Source organism: Clostridium sp. (assembly GCF_050717535.1).
Lineage (GTDB): Bacteria > Bacillota > Clostridia > Clostridiales > Clostridiaceae > Clostridium_AD.
Map to the genome: position 1 here is coordinate 82,956 of NZ_JBOITM010000041.1, position 14,304 is coordinate 97,259.

The 14,304-nt window shown below is 31.3% G+C and carries 18 protein-coding genes; 16 read left to right on the top strand and 2 right to left on the bottom strand.

What is annotated here, in order from left to right; translation table 11 throughout:
- Window positions 1-22 precede the first annotated feature (22 nt).
- The 8 genes from prmC to upp all read left to right on the top strand — a co-directional run bounded on the left by prmC (window position 23) and on the right by upp (window position 6,173).
- A complete protein-coding gene (gene prmC / locus ACREVU_RS07255) occupies window positions 23-877 on the top strand; it encodes a peptide chain release factor N(5)-glutamine methyltransferase (protein WP_431551050.1) in 855 nt (284 codons plus the stop codon).
- 191 nt (window positions 878-1,068) lie between these two features.
- Window positions 1,069-2,151 (top strand): peptide chain release factor 1, encoded by a 1,083-nt coding sequence (gene prfA, locus ACREVU_RS07260; RefSeq protein WP_431550946.1) that lies wholly within the window; start codon window positions 1,069-1,071, stop codon window positions 2,149-2,151.
- Window positions 2,152-2,185: 34 nt separating this feature from the next.
- Entirely contained in the window at window positions 2,186-2,779 is a 594-nt protein-coding gene (locus tag ACREVU_RS07265; protein WP_431550947.1) for a hypothetical protein, read from the top strand.
- Between the two features lie 115 nt (window positions 2,780-2,894).
- Window positions 2,895-3,623, top strand: coding sequence for a ZIP family metal transporter (locus tag ACREVU_RS07270; RefSeq protein ID WP_431550948.1), 729 nt, complete (start codon window positions 2,895-2,897; stop codon window positions 3,621-3,623).
- Between the two features lie 26 nt (window positions 3,624-3,649).
- Complete coding sequence (locus tag ACREVU_RS07275) at window positions 3,650-4,696, top strand: L-threonylcarbamoyladenylate synthase (protein WP_431550949.1); 1,047 nt, start codon at window positions 3,650-3,652, stop codon at window positions 4,694-4,696.
- Window positions 4,697-4,776: 80 nt separating this feature from the next.
- Window positions 4,777-4,983 (top strand): hypothetical protein, encoded by a 207-nt coding sequence (locus tag ACREVU_RS07280; protein WP_431550950.1) that lies wholly within the window; start codon window positions 4,777-4,779, stop codon window positions 4,981-4,983.
- 70 nt (window positions 4,984-5,053) lie between these two features.
- Window positions 5,054-5,503 (top strand): ribose 5-phosphate isomerase B, encoded by a 450-nt coding sequence (gene rpiB / locus ACREVU_RS07285; protein ID WP_431550951.1) that lies wholly within the window; start codon window positions 5,054-5,056, stop codon window positions 5,501-5,503.
- Window positions 5,504-5,543: 40 nt separating this feature from the next.
- Window positions 5,544-6,173, top strand: a complete 630-nt coding sequence (upp, locus tag ACREVU_RS07290) for a uracil phosphoribosyltransferase (protein WP_431550952.1) — start codon at window positions 5,544-5,546, stop codon at window positions 6,171-6,173.
- A 72-nt stretch (window positions 6,174-6,245) separates the two neighbouring features.
- Here upp and ACREVU_RS07295 read toward each other — a convergent pair whose 3' ends face one another.
- Window positions 6,246-6,791: an NADH peroxidase gene (locus ACREVU_RS07295; RefSeq protein WP_431550953.1), complete on the bottom strand. Its 546-nt coding sequence runs from the start codon at window positions 6,789-6,791 to the stop codon at window positions 6,246-6,248.
- 270 nt (window positions 6,792-7,061) lie between these two features.
- Window positions 7,062-7,757: a Crp/Fnr family transcriptional regulator gene (locus ACREVU_RS07300; protein WP_431550954.1), complete on the bottom strand. Its 696-nt coding sequence runs from the start codon at window positions 7,755-7,757 to the stop codon at window positions 7,062-7,064.
- A gap of 193 nt (window positions 7,758-7,950) precedes the next feature.
- Here ACREVU_RS07300 and ACREVU_RS07305 point away from each other — a divergent pair, with 193 nt between their 5' ends.
- The 8 genes from ACREVU_RS07305 to ACREVU_RS07340 all read left to right on the top strand — a co-directional run bounded on the left by ACREVU_RS07305 (window position 7,951) and on the right by ACREVU_RS07340 (window position 14,303).
- Window positions 7,951-8,679, top strand: coding sequence for an ATP-binding protein (locus ACREVU_RS07305; protein ID WP_431550955.1), 729 nt, complete (start codon window positions 7,951-7,953; stop codon window positions 8,677-8,679).
- A 236-nt stretch (window positions 8,680-8,915) separates the two neighbouring features.
- Window positions 8,916-9,404 carry a deoxycytidylate deaminase gene (locus ACREVU_RS07310; protein WP_431550956.1) on the top strand — a complete coding sequence of 163 codons (489 nt, stop codon included), beginning with the start codon at window positions 8,916-8,918 and terminating at the stop codon, window positions 9,402-9,404.
- Window positions 9,405-9,503: 99 nt separating this feature from the next.
- The gene (locus ACREVU_RS07315) at window positions 9,504-10,532 is read left to right on the top strand and encodes a glycosyltransferase family 4 protein (protein WP_431550957.1); all 1,029 of its coding nucleotides are present in this window, start codon (window positions 9,504-9,506) and stop codon (window positions 10,530-10,532) included.
- A 54-nt stretch (window positions 10,533-10,586) separates the two neighbouring features.
- On the top strand, window positions 10,587-11,717 hold the full coding sequence (gene wecB, locus ACREVU_RS07320; RefSeq protein WP_431550958.1) for a non-hydrolyzing UDP-N-acetylglucosamine 2-epimerase: 1,131 nt from the start codon (window positions 10,587-10,589) through the stop codon (window positions 11,715-11,717).
- Between the two features lie 691 nt (window positions 11,718-12,408).
- Window positions 12,409-12,783: an ATP synthase subunit I gene (locus ACREVU_RS07325; RefSeq protein WP_431550959.1), complete on the top strand. Its 375-nt coding sequence runs from the start codon at window positions 12,409-12,411 to the stop codon at window positions 12,781-12,783.
- Window positions 12,784-12,787: 4 nt separating this feature from the next.
- A complete protein-coding gene (locus tag ACREVU_RS07330) occupies window positions 12,788-13,468 on the top strand; it encodes a F0F1 ATP synthase subunit A (protein ID WP_431550960.1) in 681 nt (226 codons plus the stop codon).
- Window positions 13,469-13,496: 28 nt separating this feature from the next.
- Entirely contained in the window at window positions 13,497-13,745 is a 249-nt protein-coding gene (atpE, locus tag ACREVU_RS07335; protein WP_431550961.1) for an ATP synthase F0 subunit C, read from the top strand.
- Window positions 13,746-13,829: 84 nt separating this feature from the next.
- Window positions 13,830-14,303, top strand: a complete 474-nt coding sequence (locus tag ACREVU_RS07340) for a F0F1 ATP synthase subunit B (RefSeq protein WP_431550962.1) — start codon at window positions 13,830-13,832, stop codon at window positions 14,301-14,303.
- The last annotated feature ends 1 nt before the right edge of the window (window position 14,304 follow it).

Genomic DNA, 14,304 nt, shown 5'->3' on the forward strand with positions numbered 1-14,304 from the left:
TATTGAAGGGCGAGGGAAATCAATGAATATAGGTGAAACACTAGTTCAGGCATATGAAATTTTAAAGGAAGTTAAAATTGAGAGTTATTTGTTAGATTCACAACTTTTATTAAGTGCGGTTTTAAATAAAGACAAATTGTTCATAATGATTAATAGAGATTTTAATCTTGACAAAAAACAAGAAGATGAGTTCGCAAGGTTAATTCAGCTTAGAAAAAATAAGATGCCTGTAAAATATATTCTTGGTGAATGTGAATTCATGGGTATGAATTTCATTGTAAAACCTGGAGTTTTAATACCAAGACCCGATACTGAAATTTTAGTTGAAGAGGTAATTAAACATCTAAATGAAAAATTATATACTAGAGTATGTGATGTTTGTAGTGGAAGTGGAGCTATAGGTATAGCTATTGCAGAATTTAATGTGGATACTAAGGTAATGCTATATGATATCTCACCGGATGCAATAGCAGTATCAAAATTAAATATAGAAAGATTCCATCTATCAAAAAGGGTTAATGCGGGGTGTAGTGATTTATTACATGAGGCCATTACAGAAAATAAGAAATTTCAAGTGGTGGTGTCTAACCCACCCTATATAAGAGATGCAGTTATACCTACCTTAATGGAAGATGTAAAAAATTATGAACCACACATAGCACTTAATGGTGGGAAAGATGGTTTGGATTTTTATAAGAGAATTACGAAGGAAAGTTTATTGGTTTTAGAAAGTGGTGGGCTTTTAGCCTTTGAAATAGGATATGATCAAAAGGAAGAGGTTAGCGATATTCTTATAAAATCAGGGTTTAAGAGAATAGAATGTATTAAGGATTTAGCTGGAAATGATAGGGTTATTAAGGCCGTCTTAGGAGAATAAGCATCATTAGATTATGAATATACTTTAAAGTGTAATAAGCTAATTTGGAAATCTAAGCCGTTTTAGGCTACTAAGCTACATTGTGGATTCGCCACTAAAGCAGAGTAATTCGTAGTTATATTAATTTGTATATTGCTATTAACTATGATATAATATTAGGATGCGAAAATATATATACGGAGTGATAAAAAATGTTAGATAGGCTTGAGTTTACAGAAAGCAAATATGAAGAAATTACAATGAAAATTGGTGATCCTGAGGTTATTGCTAATCAAAAAGAATGGCAAAAGCTTTGTAAAGAACATGCTAAATTGGAAATACTTGTTACAAAATATAGAATATATAAAAAAGCTAAACAAGATATAGAGACAAACAAAGAAATGCTTAAAGATGAAGAAGATAGAGAAATGAAAGAGATGATCCAAGAGGAAATTAAAGACTTAATTGAAATTAAAGAGACTACGCAAGAGGAATTAAGGATTTTACTTTTGCCTACGGATCCCAATGACGATAAAAATGTATTTGTTGAAATTAGAGCAGGTGCTGGTGGAGATGAAGCGGCACTATTTGCAGCAAATCTATTTAGAATGTATACAAGATATGCAGAACGTAATAAATGGAAAGTGGAAGTCATGAGTGCTAATGAAACCGACATTGGCGGATTTAAAGAAGTAGTATTCATGGTAAAAGGTGACTCTACTTATAGTAAATTCAAATATGAAAGTGGAGTGCATAGAGTTCAGAGAGTTCCGGACACAGAGTCTAGCGGAAGAATTCATACATCTACGGCCACTGTTGCTGTACTACCAGAGGTTGATGATGTAGATATTGAAATTAATGCTAACGATTTAAAGATAGATGTGTTTAGAGCATCTGGTAATGGAGGACAATGTGTTAATACAACAGATTCAGCAGTAAGAATGACGCATTTGCCTACAGGACTTGTAGTTTCTTGCCAGGATGAGAAATCCCAGTTAAAGAACAAAGAAAAAGCTCTTAAGATATTAAAATCTAGATTATTTGATAAAGCTGAGGCTGAAAGATCTGCAGGAATAGCTGAAGATAGAAAGAGTCAAGTAGGTACTGGAGATAGAAGTGAAAGAATAAGAACTTATAACTATCCACAAGGCAGAGTCACAGATCATAGAATAGGGTTGACATTGTATAGATTAGAATCTTTTCTTGATGGAGATATAGATGAAATGATGAATACCCTAATAACTGCTGACCAAGCAGAAAAGATGAAAGCAATGGGTAATAATGAAAATGAATAAAAAGTCTTATTTTTTATAAGTGAAAGGTGATAATATGAATATAAATAAAGCCATTAGAAAGCAAAAAAAAACTTATAAAGGGTTTATGCTATCGATGTGCTTTATTTTTATTTTATTACCAGTTATGTTAATGGTATCAAAAGTTATAAATATGTTCCTTGTAATATATTTAATTTGTAATGAAATACTTATTGTTGTTGTTATGTTTCTTAGATTCGATGAAGAGTATATTGATTTCAAATGCGAAGGATATAAAATAAGTATATGGTGTGGAATTGCAAAAATTAAATTTGTTATTATATGCAAAAAAGTTGCTTTTGTTCATACACAGGACGATGGCAGAAACTTGAAAATTATTATAATAACAAAATCTAAATTTAGAAATAAAAAAATTCAACCTATTGATTTAAACTTTTGTAAGAAATACCCTTATGCAACTGGGATGTATAATAAAATTAAAATAGAAAGTCCAGAAGAAAATTATTTTTATTTTATAATTACGCAAGGCGGACTAAAAAAATATATTTTACTGGATGATTTATATAAATCATGTGTTGAAGCATTATTTTCTGATGATGCCATAGAAATGATTAAAGAATATAGAGAAAACAGCATAAACCCCCACTGATAGAATAAAATTAGATAAAGAGAAATAAGTATAGTGAATTAACCCTCTATATTTTATTCTCATCTGGAATTGTAAGGTGAATAATTACAACTCTAATTAAGTGGGGGTATTAAATTTGAATAGTAGAATTGTTTTAATAATCATATTCTCAGGAGTAGTGGCTTTAATTGGTACCATGTTAGGCGCTCTTTTAGGTGTTGTTATGAACAAACCTTCTAAAAAATTTCTGGGGACTATTATAGGATTTGCATCAGGTCTTATGCTTTCGATTGTAGTTTTTGAACTTATTCCAGAGGCTATAGTTAAAACAGGGTTTTTAAAAACCTTATTATTTTTGGTCCTAGGCATTATTGTTGTTGTGATAATAGATAAAATAAGCAATTTAGGAAGTAATGTAAATTCTCAATATACAAAGGTAGCTTTTATGGTTGCTATAGGAATAATGCTTCATAATTTTCCAGAAGGTCTAATAATGGGATTTGGATTTGTTAATGGCGAAAACTTAGGACTTAAAATGAGCGTAATAATTGCGATACATGATGTGCCAGAGGGGCTGGCAGTGGCAGCACCTCTTATGCTTTTAGGGACAAACAGTAAACGAATATTATTTTATGCTTTTTTAACAGCACTACCCACTGCAATTGGTGCTTGGATAGGGATTTATATTGGCAGCATATCTGTAAATATATTAGGCAGTGCTTTAGCGTTTGCGTCTGGCGTTATGTTATATGTGATCTATGGAGAAATGATCCCTCAGTCAAAAAAACTCTGGTCTGGTACAATAAATACTTTAGGAATACTACTGGGAATAATAGTGGGCTTGATAATGACTAATGTGATTTAACATATTTAAAGTTAAGAGGTGTAAGGATGAATACAAAGATTGTAATTTTAGATGAAAATAATATTGAGCAGAATATAATTAATGAGGCAGGACTTGTCATAGCTCAAGGTGGACTGGTGGCTTTTCCTACAGAAACAGTTTATGGTCTTGGAGCCAATGCTTTAGATGAGATAGCTGTGGGGAAAATTTTTAAGGCTAAAGGAAGACCACAGGATAATCCACTTATTGTGCATGTAGCTAACTTTAATATTGAACCTCTGGTTAAAGAAATACCTTATATAGCAAGGCAAATTATGAAAAAATACTGGCCTGGACCAATAACATTGATTTTTAATAAGTCTGATTTAATTCCAATGATTACAAGTGCAGGCCTTGATACTGTAGGAATACGGATGCCTTCGAATATCATTGCTAGAAAACTTATTGAGGCAGCAGGAACACCTATTGCAGCTCCCTCAGCTAATATATCTGGTAGACCCAGCCCCACGGATGTGGAGAGTTGTATTGAGGATTTAAGTGGAAAGATAGAGTATATTATAGGGGGAGATAAAAGTAAGGTAGGACTTGAGTCAACAATAGTTGATTGTACTTGTACCCCAACCTGCATATTAAGACCAGGAGCTATAACCATTGAAATGCTAAGAGAAATAGATAATGATATATATATTGATAAAAATATAATGTGTAAACCAAAAAAAGATTTTAAGCCTAAAGCCCCTGGTATGAAGTATAGACATTATGCACCAAAAGCCCCAGTAAAAATTATATGCGGAGATTTAGAAAAAACTGTTGCTAAAATCAATGAAATAGTGCAGAATAGTATGGGCAAGAAAAAAATAGGCATTATGGCAACAGACGAAACTAAAGAAAAATATCCTAAGGGTATTGTTATTTCTTTAGGTAGTAGAGAGCATTTAGATAGTATAGGTAGAAATCTCTTCGAAGTTTTAAGAGGGTTTGATGCTATAGATGTAGATTTAATATTATCAGAAGCTTTTGAAGAAAGTGGTATAGGTGTTGCTATAATGAATAGGCTTAAGAAATCAGCAGGTTTTGATATAACTTTCGTATAATTAGTATCTACTTATACGGAAATTCGAGGGGTATAACGATAATAGTTTTTATCTACCCCAAAGGAATACTAGGAGGGACTATGGATATATTGTATGTTTGTAATGAAAAAATGCGAAGAAGCTATATTTTAGGAGCTCTTTTCAATAAAATATTTACTAAAAATAATATAGACTCATATGTCCAGTATATTTCGACTTATTCAAAGACTTTTGGTGGATTAAAAAACAATGTATTCTTATTATTAGATAAGTTAATGAAGATAATGGTATTTAAATATGTTATTTAAATGCTGATATCTTCTTTTTTTGTAATTTAGTATCTATTAATAGGAAAATATTTCTTGGAGGTGTTTTATAATGAAAATAGCATTAGGTAGTGATCATGGTGGCTTCGGTTTAAAAAAAGAGATAATTATGTTTCTTGAGAGTAAACACATTGAGGTATCAGACTTTGGTACTTATACTGAGGATTCTTGTGATTATCCAGATTATGCATTAAAAGTTGCAAAGGAAGTAGCGGAAGAAAATTTTGAATTAGGAATACTTATATGTGGCACAGGGATAGGCATAGGGATTGCTGCAAATAAAGTGCCTGGAATAAGAGCTGCATTATGCAGTGATACCTTTAGCGCTCACGCTTCCAGGGAACATAATAATGCTAACATTCTTACTTTAGGTGCCAGGGTTATTGGCACTGGGTTAGCACTAGATATTGTGGATACTTTTATCAATGCTAAATTTCAGGGAGACAGACATCAAAAAAGAATTAATAAAATTACTGAAATTGAGAAAAGATATTCTAAATAAACATTAAAATATAAATAATAAAAAATTGGAGGAATTATATATGAGTAAAGTAACACAAATAACACATCCACTTATACAACACAAATTGGCATACATAAGAGACAAAAACACAGGTTCAAAGGATTTTAGAAATCTAGTTGAAGAAGTTGCGATGCTTATGGCTTATGAAGTTACACGTGATATACAATTAGAAGAAGTAGAAATTGAGACTCCTATTTGTACTACTAAATGTAATGTTTTAGCTGGTAAGAAAATGGCTATAGTTCCAATACTAAGAGCAGGTCTAGGAATGGTTGATGGTATGCTAAAAATCATACCAGCAGCTAAGGTTGGCCACATAGGGATGTATAGAAATGAGGAAACATTGCAACCGGTTGAGTATTTCTGTAAATTACCTCAAGATATTAATGAGAGAGACGTAATAATTACAGATCCTATGATTGCTACAGGTGGTTCAGCAATAGATGCAATTTCAGCTCTTAAGAAAAGAGGAGCTATAAATATAAGAATTATGTGCCTTATAGCTGCTCCAGAGGGAATTAAGGCTATTCAAGATGAACATCCAGATGTTGATATATACGTAGCTTCAATTGATGAAAAATTAAATGAAAAAGGATATATTGTACCAGGTCTTGGAGATGCTGGAGACAGATTATTCGGGACTAAATAGTTTATAACTATAATTTAAAAAAGCAACTTACAGAAAATTATCTGTAAGTTGCTTTTTTTACTTAATTGGATTTTACTTAAAATATCTATTAAGTAGACCTTTGAAAGCCATTCCATGACGAGCTTCGTCTTTGCACATTTCATGCACTGTATCATGGATTGCATCATAGTTAAGTTTTTTAGCTAAAGTAGCTAAATCTTTCTTGCCTTGGCAAGCCCCGTGCTCAGCATCAACTCTCATTTCAAGATTTTTCTTAGTATCAGCAGTTACTACTTCTCCAAGCATTTCAGCGAATTTTGAAGCATGATCTGCTTCTTCAAAAGCGATTCGTTTGTAAGCTTCTGCAACTTCTGGGAAACCCTCTCTATCAGCTTGACGACTCATTGCTAAATACATACCAACTTCAGTGCATTCACCGACAAAGTTAGCTCTTAATCCTTCTAAAACTTCTGGATTAACATCTTTGGCAACTCCTACAACATGTTCATCGGCCCAAGTCATATCATTTTCATCTTTTTCTATGAATTTATCACTTTTTGCACCACAAACTGGGCAAATATCTGGTGCAGAATCGCCTTCGTGAATATAACCACATACTGTACAAACAAATTTTTTCATATTAAAATTTCCCCCTCGTATTTTCTTTTGGGTAGTTAACAACTATTAATTGTTATCTCCCTGGCAGTTTTTTCTATAGATTAAAATTATTAATTACAATCTATTTTGTATGCTTTTGCTAAATATAATTCCCATGGGTATTATAACATGCTAAATAAATAGAAAATCTTAATTGGGATTACCTATAATAATAACTATACACCAACGGATAATAATTATCAAGTAAAATCTAATATTTACAAGAAAAAAGTATTGTATTTTGTAATGGCATTAAATTAATATGGCTTTAATTCTCTCAAAATCTATTATTTCAACTAAATTTTTATTAAAATCTATTAAACCATCTTGTTTCATATTAACAAATTCTCTTGAAAGGGAGGGTCTCTGAACGCCTAGATGCTCAGCAAGAGTTTTTCTAGATACAGGAAGTATCAGCGAAGTTGTTTTTTGAATTTCATATTGAGAGAGCAAGTAATTAGATATTTTTTGTCTTAGGGTTTCAAAAGAGAGCTCTTTAATTTTTCTGTTTAATAATAAAATTTTACTTGATAGAAGCTGCATGAAATTATTCAATACCACAGGGTAGGAACTACACATAGTTATAATATCTTTTTTTGAGATATAAAGTATTATTGAACCTCTAGATGATACTATAGTAGCAGGGTATATATTTGTCTCTGAAAAAGTAATAGCTTCGCCAAAAATTTTCCCCCTATTTAACTTTGTTAGGGTAACTACTTTACCACTAGCATAATGTTTTTGAACCTGTAGTTCACCTTGAATTACAATTCCTAAAGAGTCACAGATATCACCTTCTAGTGCGACTATGCAGGTATGGCATTCAATGCAGTTCTTGCAGTTATCAGCAATAGAATAGTTTGTATTTGTAATTAAATTTTGCAATTCCTGGGTCGTTAACCCTTTAAATAAAATGCAATATTTTAATTGATTTATTAGTTTATCCATAAACCCTCCTTCAAATTTTTGATTTTGTAACATGGGTTACATATTATCATAAGTAATTCTAATATACTTAGCATATACAGTCAATTAAAAAATTATTTAGGCTTATTAAAGTAAATATAAAATATATTGAATTGTTAATTATTTTAATACGTCTCAAGGTGGATATATATATAAAATTATAGGAGGAGTTATAATGAAAAGGAATATTATCAGCATAGATGAAAGTAAATGTAATGGATGTGGGATATGTATAAGTGGCTGTCATGAAGGAGCCATTGAGTTGATTGATGGAAAGGCTAAATTAATAAGTGACGAATATTGTGATGGACTGGGAGATTGTTTGCCGCAGTGTCCTACAGATGCGATTAAAATAGTGGAAAGGGATGCTGCAGACTATGACCTACAAGCTGTGGAATTAAAAAAACAGCAAAGTAGTGTTAAGCCTAATCTACCTTGTGGATGTCCTGGCACAATGGAAAAGTCTATAAAGAGAAATGTGGATTTAAATATAAAAAAAGTAGCTACTAAACTAAATAATTCAGAGGAAACAGCTGGAGCTTCCGAATTAAACCAATGGCCGGTTCAATTGAAGCTAGTTAATACTAAGGCGGCATTTTTAAATGGTGCAGATATATTAATTGCTGCTGATTGTACTGCATATGCTTATGGGAATTTTCATAAGGAGTTTATTAGAGGAAGAGTAACTTTGATAGGATGTCCAAAACTGGATGATAATGATTATTATAGAGAGAAAATTGCAGAAATATTAAAAAATAATGATATTAAAAGTATTACAGTAGTTAGAATGGAAGTGCCTTGTTGTACAGGTATTGTTAGTTCGGTGAAGGCAGCAATGCTTCAGACGGGAATAATAGTACCATATAAAGAGGTAACTATTGGTATAAACGGAACAATACTTTAGTTGAATAAATTATAGGCAAAGATAAATTTTGCCTATAATTTTTTTTGTACAAGTAAAATCCACTTATAAGGGTACATATTTTTTAAAATTAATAGTAAATTTATATATATGACACATTAAACACTTTAAATTATTATTTTTATAGTGTAAAATAATAGAGATTGATTATTAGATTATAAACTTAGTTTTTAATTTTGCGTCTACATAATTAAAATATATTTATGAGAGGTACAATTATGCAAAGAATTGACAAACATAATTATTATTTAGATATATGTGAAACAATATCTGAGCGAGGAACTTGTATGCGGAGAAATTTTGCAGCTATAATAGTAAAAAATGATGAAATTATGTCTACTGGTTACACTGGAGCACCTAGAGGAAGAATTAATTGTTGTGATTTAGGAGCTTGTAGACGAGAAGAGTTAAACGTTCCTAGGGGCACGAGGTATGAACTTTGTAGATCAGTGCACGCAGAGCAAAATGCAATTATTTCAGCGCGAAGAAGCGATATGCTAGGAGCGACTTTGTATTTAATTGGGAAAGAGGTAAGTAGCGGTGAATTAGTAGAAAATGCTTCGCCATGCTCCCTGTGCAAGAGATTTATAATTAACTCAGGTATAGAGAAAGTAATAATTAGGGGAAATAAAATACAATATAAAACTGTATATGTAGAGGAATGGATAGAAAATGATGACTCACTACAAGGTGATGGTGGATATTAATTATGGAATTGTGTAAATTACATTTGTTTATTAATTTCATGAATTTCAGCCTATATTTATCAAATAAAAACACTGCTTTTGTGAAAGAAAGGTTTTTTTATGAGTAATTTTTATATTTTAGCAATAATTACAGCATTAATTTCCTTTATAATTACTCCTTTAGTTAAGAAATTTGCAATAAGGATTAATGCAATTGATGTTCCTAAAGATGAAAGGAGAGTTCATAGTAAGCCAGTTCCGGTTATGGGAGGGCTTGCTATATATATTTCCTTTGTTATAGGTGTAATTTTATATAATGGGCTTTTGTCCGATTCTCAACTAGGAATAATTATTGGAGCAACTGTAATAGTTATGGGTGGTATAATAGATGATATTAAGGATTTAAGTCCTAAGTATAAGCTTCTAATACAAATTATGGGCGCGGTTTGCCTTTTATTATCAGGTGTAAGGATATCAATTCTAACAAATCCTTTTAGAGAATTCTATCCTTATTTAAACATAGGGTGGATTAATATACCTGTAACTATAATATGGATTGTTGCTGTGACTAATGCATTTAATTTAATAGATGGATTAGATGGACTTGCAGCAGGAATAGCATTTATAGCCTGCGTCACATTAATGATAGTTTCTATAATTAATGGAAGATTGGAGGCGGCATTTTTAACAGCCGTTTTAAGTGGTGCAATTTTAGGATTTATACCATATAACTTTAATCCAGCTTCTATTTTCATGGGTGATACGGGATCTCAATTATTAGGGTTTCTACTAGCCGCAATTTCAATTGAGGGGGCAATTAAATCTGCAACGGCATTTGTTATTGCAGTACCGATTTTAGCTTTTGGATTACCTATTTATGATACTATTTTTGCTATGATCAGAAGAAAAGCTAATGGGAAACCTATTATGCAAGCAGATAGAGGCCATTTGCATCATCGACTTTTGGATATGGGACTTAGTCAAAAGCAAGCCGTTATCATTATGTATTTTATAAGTGCTACTTTAGGCGGGGCTGCAATTCTTGCAATGCAAATAAGCAACAAAAGGGCATATTTTTTGTTGGGATTAACATCGGTTATAACTGTCTTCACAGCATGGAAATATGGAATTTTCAAGCATAAAGAGTAATTTGAAGATGCTTTAAATTAATAATTAATTTGAGATAATTTAGGAGGTAATCTGGTGGAAAATATTAAAGTTATAGCAATATTTGGTACGAGACCCGAGGCTATTAAAATGGCACCTCTAATTGTGGAATTAGAAAAAGCTCCTCAAATGCAGTGCATAGTATGTGTCACTGGTCAGCATAGGGAAATGCTGGATCAAGTTTTGGAGATTTTCAATATAGTGCCTCAGTATGATTTAAATATAATGAAAGAAAAACAAAGCTTAACAGGAATAACCTGCTCAGTACTTAGTGGGTTAGAGGATATTTTTGAAAAAGAACAACCGGATATAGTTCTAGTACATGGAGATACTACTACAACATTTGCTGCATCTCTTGCAGCTTTTTATAGAAAAATACTTGTTGGACATGTAGAAGCGGGACTTAGGACTCATAATAAGTTTTTACCTTATCCAGAAGAAATCAATAGGAAGTTAACTGGAGTTTTAGCAGATTTACATTTTGCACCAACTACTACTTCTAAAGAAAATCTATTAAGAGAAGGAGTAGATGAGAGCAGGATCTTTGTTACAGGGAACACAGTTATAGATGCTATGAAGTATACCATTAAGGATGATTATATTTTTGACAATTATGAGTTAAATGAGGTTGATTATAAAAACAAGAAAGTAATAATGGTTACGGCTCATAGAAGAGAAAATTGGGGAATTGGTATTGAAAATATATGTAATTCACTGAAAATTGTTGTTTCCGAAAATAGTGATGTAGAAGTAGTGTATTTAGTTCATCCCAATCCGGTGGTGAAAGACATGGTGGAAAGCATTTTAAAAGGTGTAGATAGAATACATTTGATCCAATTTATAGATATCAAAGAAAGCCATAATTTAATGGAAAAATGCTATCTAGTAATGACTGATTCAGGGGGGATTCAAGAAGAAGCTCCTCATTTAGGCAAACCGGTTTTAGTGCTTAGAAATGTGACTGAGAGGGTAGAGGCAGAGAAGGCTGGTACGGTCAGGCTAGTTGGAACTGATGTAAATGAGATTGTATTTGAGGCAAATAAGCTTCTTAGAAATTTAGATGAGTATAATCAAATGAGCAAATCTATTAATCCTTATGGAGATGGAAATGCTTCTTCTAAAATAGTGAATTCACTATTAAATTATTTCAATAATAATATAAATTGAGATTTATATGGAAATGTTATTAAAATGGGTCTAGGAATTAGAAATTGATTTCTCAGATCTTTTTTTGTTTGGATTTACAATTAACATAGCCTAAAATAACAGTTTGAAATGTGGCAAAATTCATAATGAGGTGAAATAAATCAAGGGGCTTTAATGTATTGGATATCCTGATATGAGTTATTTAAAAGCCTATGACTAATAAAATGTTAAAAAAACCATGTATATTTTCAAGTGCTAAAGGTAAAAATAGCATAAACATTAAAGGAATTATAAATAAAAAAGATAAAATAAAAATAATTTCCTGCAATTGTTTATTAAAAAGAAAAAACTGATTATAAATATATTATTTTTTAATTTCTTTGTAAATGTTTAACTAAATAAAATATATATTGCAGAGTTCACAAAGGGCAATGAAATAGCTGTTATTGAAATTTACGGTATGAGTATTGTGAATATTGAGAATATTGAGCATATTTAAATAAATAGATTAATTGAATAACGGAAGTATAAATTATTTGGATAGTTGCAATATATCATAATATAGAGCAATTTAGAAGAAACATAGGATATTATAGGATAAATCGACTCACATGGGCCTATACATTGAAAAAATGAGAAATTATAGGTTTTATTTATGAAAATTAGTAGACTATAATTGATTTTATTAGTAAATAGCGAGGGGAACAAGAAAGTGAATATTAAGTCAGCGCAGATGTATAAAGAAATTAATTTTTTCAATTTTTTTATAGCACTCATTGGAACTACTGTAATCTATTTTTTTGATAAAAAATACGCAGTGTTTTTTTTATTGGGTCTAATGTTAGCAAGTATTAATTTGTTATTTAATTTAATATCTGTTAATTTTATATTAGGCAAAGCAAAGAACAAATATAGATTTATTACTTCTTTTAGCTTTATCTTTAGGATACTTATAGTAGGCATAGTAGGAATAATGGTTGCTAGTTATTATTATTTTACTATATTTGCGTTTATATTAGGGTATAGTTCACAACTTATTTCTCTAGTACTTTACGGAATTAATATTAAAGAGTGTGAAGGGAAGTGAGTAAGTGGGAGAAATTACAAAATTACCTAATGTAAATTTATTTGGATATGATTTTCAAATTACAGAGACCTTAATAACGCAGTGGGTAATAGTTTTGATGCTGACCTTACTAATAGCATTTATTAATAAAAATCTTAAAAAGATTCCAGACAAAAAGCAAAGTGTAGTTGAAATCTTCGTAGAATTTGTCCAAAAGACAGTAGAGCAGACAATGGGCAAAAGTTTTAAGAACTTTGTTCCCTATATAGGCACATTAGGGGTATATCTTTTGTCAATGAATCTAGTAGGGATATTGGGAATAAAACCACCTACTACAGACTATAGTGTAAGTTTAGGAATGGGATTAACTACATTTATAGTGATACAGGGTTATACAATTAAAAAAGCTGGTATCGGACATTATTTTACTGGTTATGCAAAACCATTGGCAGTATTACTGCCGGTAAATATAATGGAGAGAATAATGCTTCCAGTATCATTAAGTCTAAGAATGTTTGGGAATATGTTTGCGGCAACTATAATAATGGAATTAGTTTATAGTGCACTTAGTAGTGTGACATGGGTTGCTCAACTGGGAATACCAATACCATTACATATGTATTTTGATTTATTTGATGGTACTATTCAAATGGTTATTTTCGTAATGTTAACAATGATTAATATTGTAATAGTTTCAGAACACTAAAATAAAAATGAAATAGGAGGAATATTTTATGGATTCAGCAGGATTTATAGCAGGAATGTGCGCAATAGGAGCAGGTATAGCAGCTCTAGGGGTTATAGGTGGTGGAATAGGTACAGGGAATGCTACAGCAAAGGCTGTAGAGGGTATTGCAAAACAGCCAGAGGCTGCAGATAAAATTACAAGAGCGTTAGTTATAGGTGGTGCGTTATCTGAAGCAACAGCTATTTATGGTTTCTTAATAGCATTATTATTAATTTTATTTGGTGTAAAAGGTTAAAGTGAAATAGTTAAGGAAAGGTAGGTGAAAGTCTCGGTTGTAAAAAAAATTATAAACTGGGATTTTATATAGATGGAGATAGGGATGAAATTAGATCAAATTATAGCTGCAATGATAAATTTCCTTATACTACTTTTCATTGCTAAACGTTATCTGTTTAAACCAGTAAATAAAATTCTGGATACAAGAAAACAGGAATTAGATTCTTCTTTTGAAAAGGCAAGACTTGATAAAGAAGAAGCTAGCAGATTGAAGATAGAAAATGGTGAAAAACTAAAGTTAGCGAAAAAAGAAGGCAAGGAAATAGTTGAAATATATAAGCAAAAGGCAGAAAAAATGTCTAGCGAATTAATCGAAGATGCAAGGAAAGAAGCTTCACTTATCATTGAAAGATCTAGAGTTGAAATTGAAAGAGAAACTGAAAAAGCACAAAGTGAAATTAAAAAGCAAGTTATAGATTTATCTTTAATATTGTCCGAGAAGGCTCTTGAACAACATATAGATGAAAAAGAGCATAGAAGATTGATTGAGGACTTTATTTCTAAGGTAGGTAACTGAT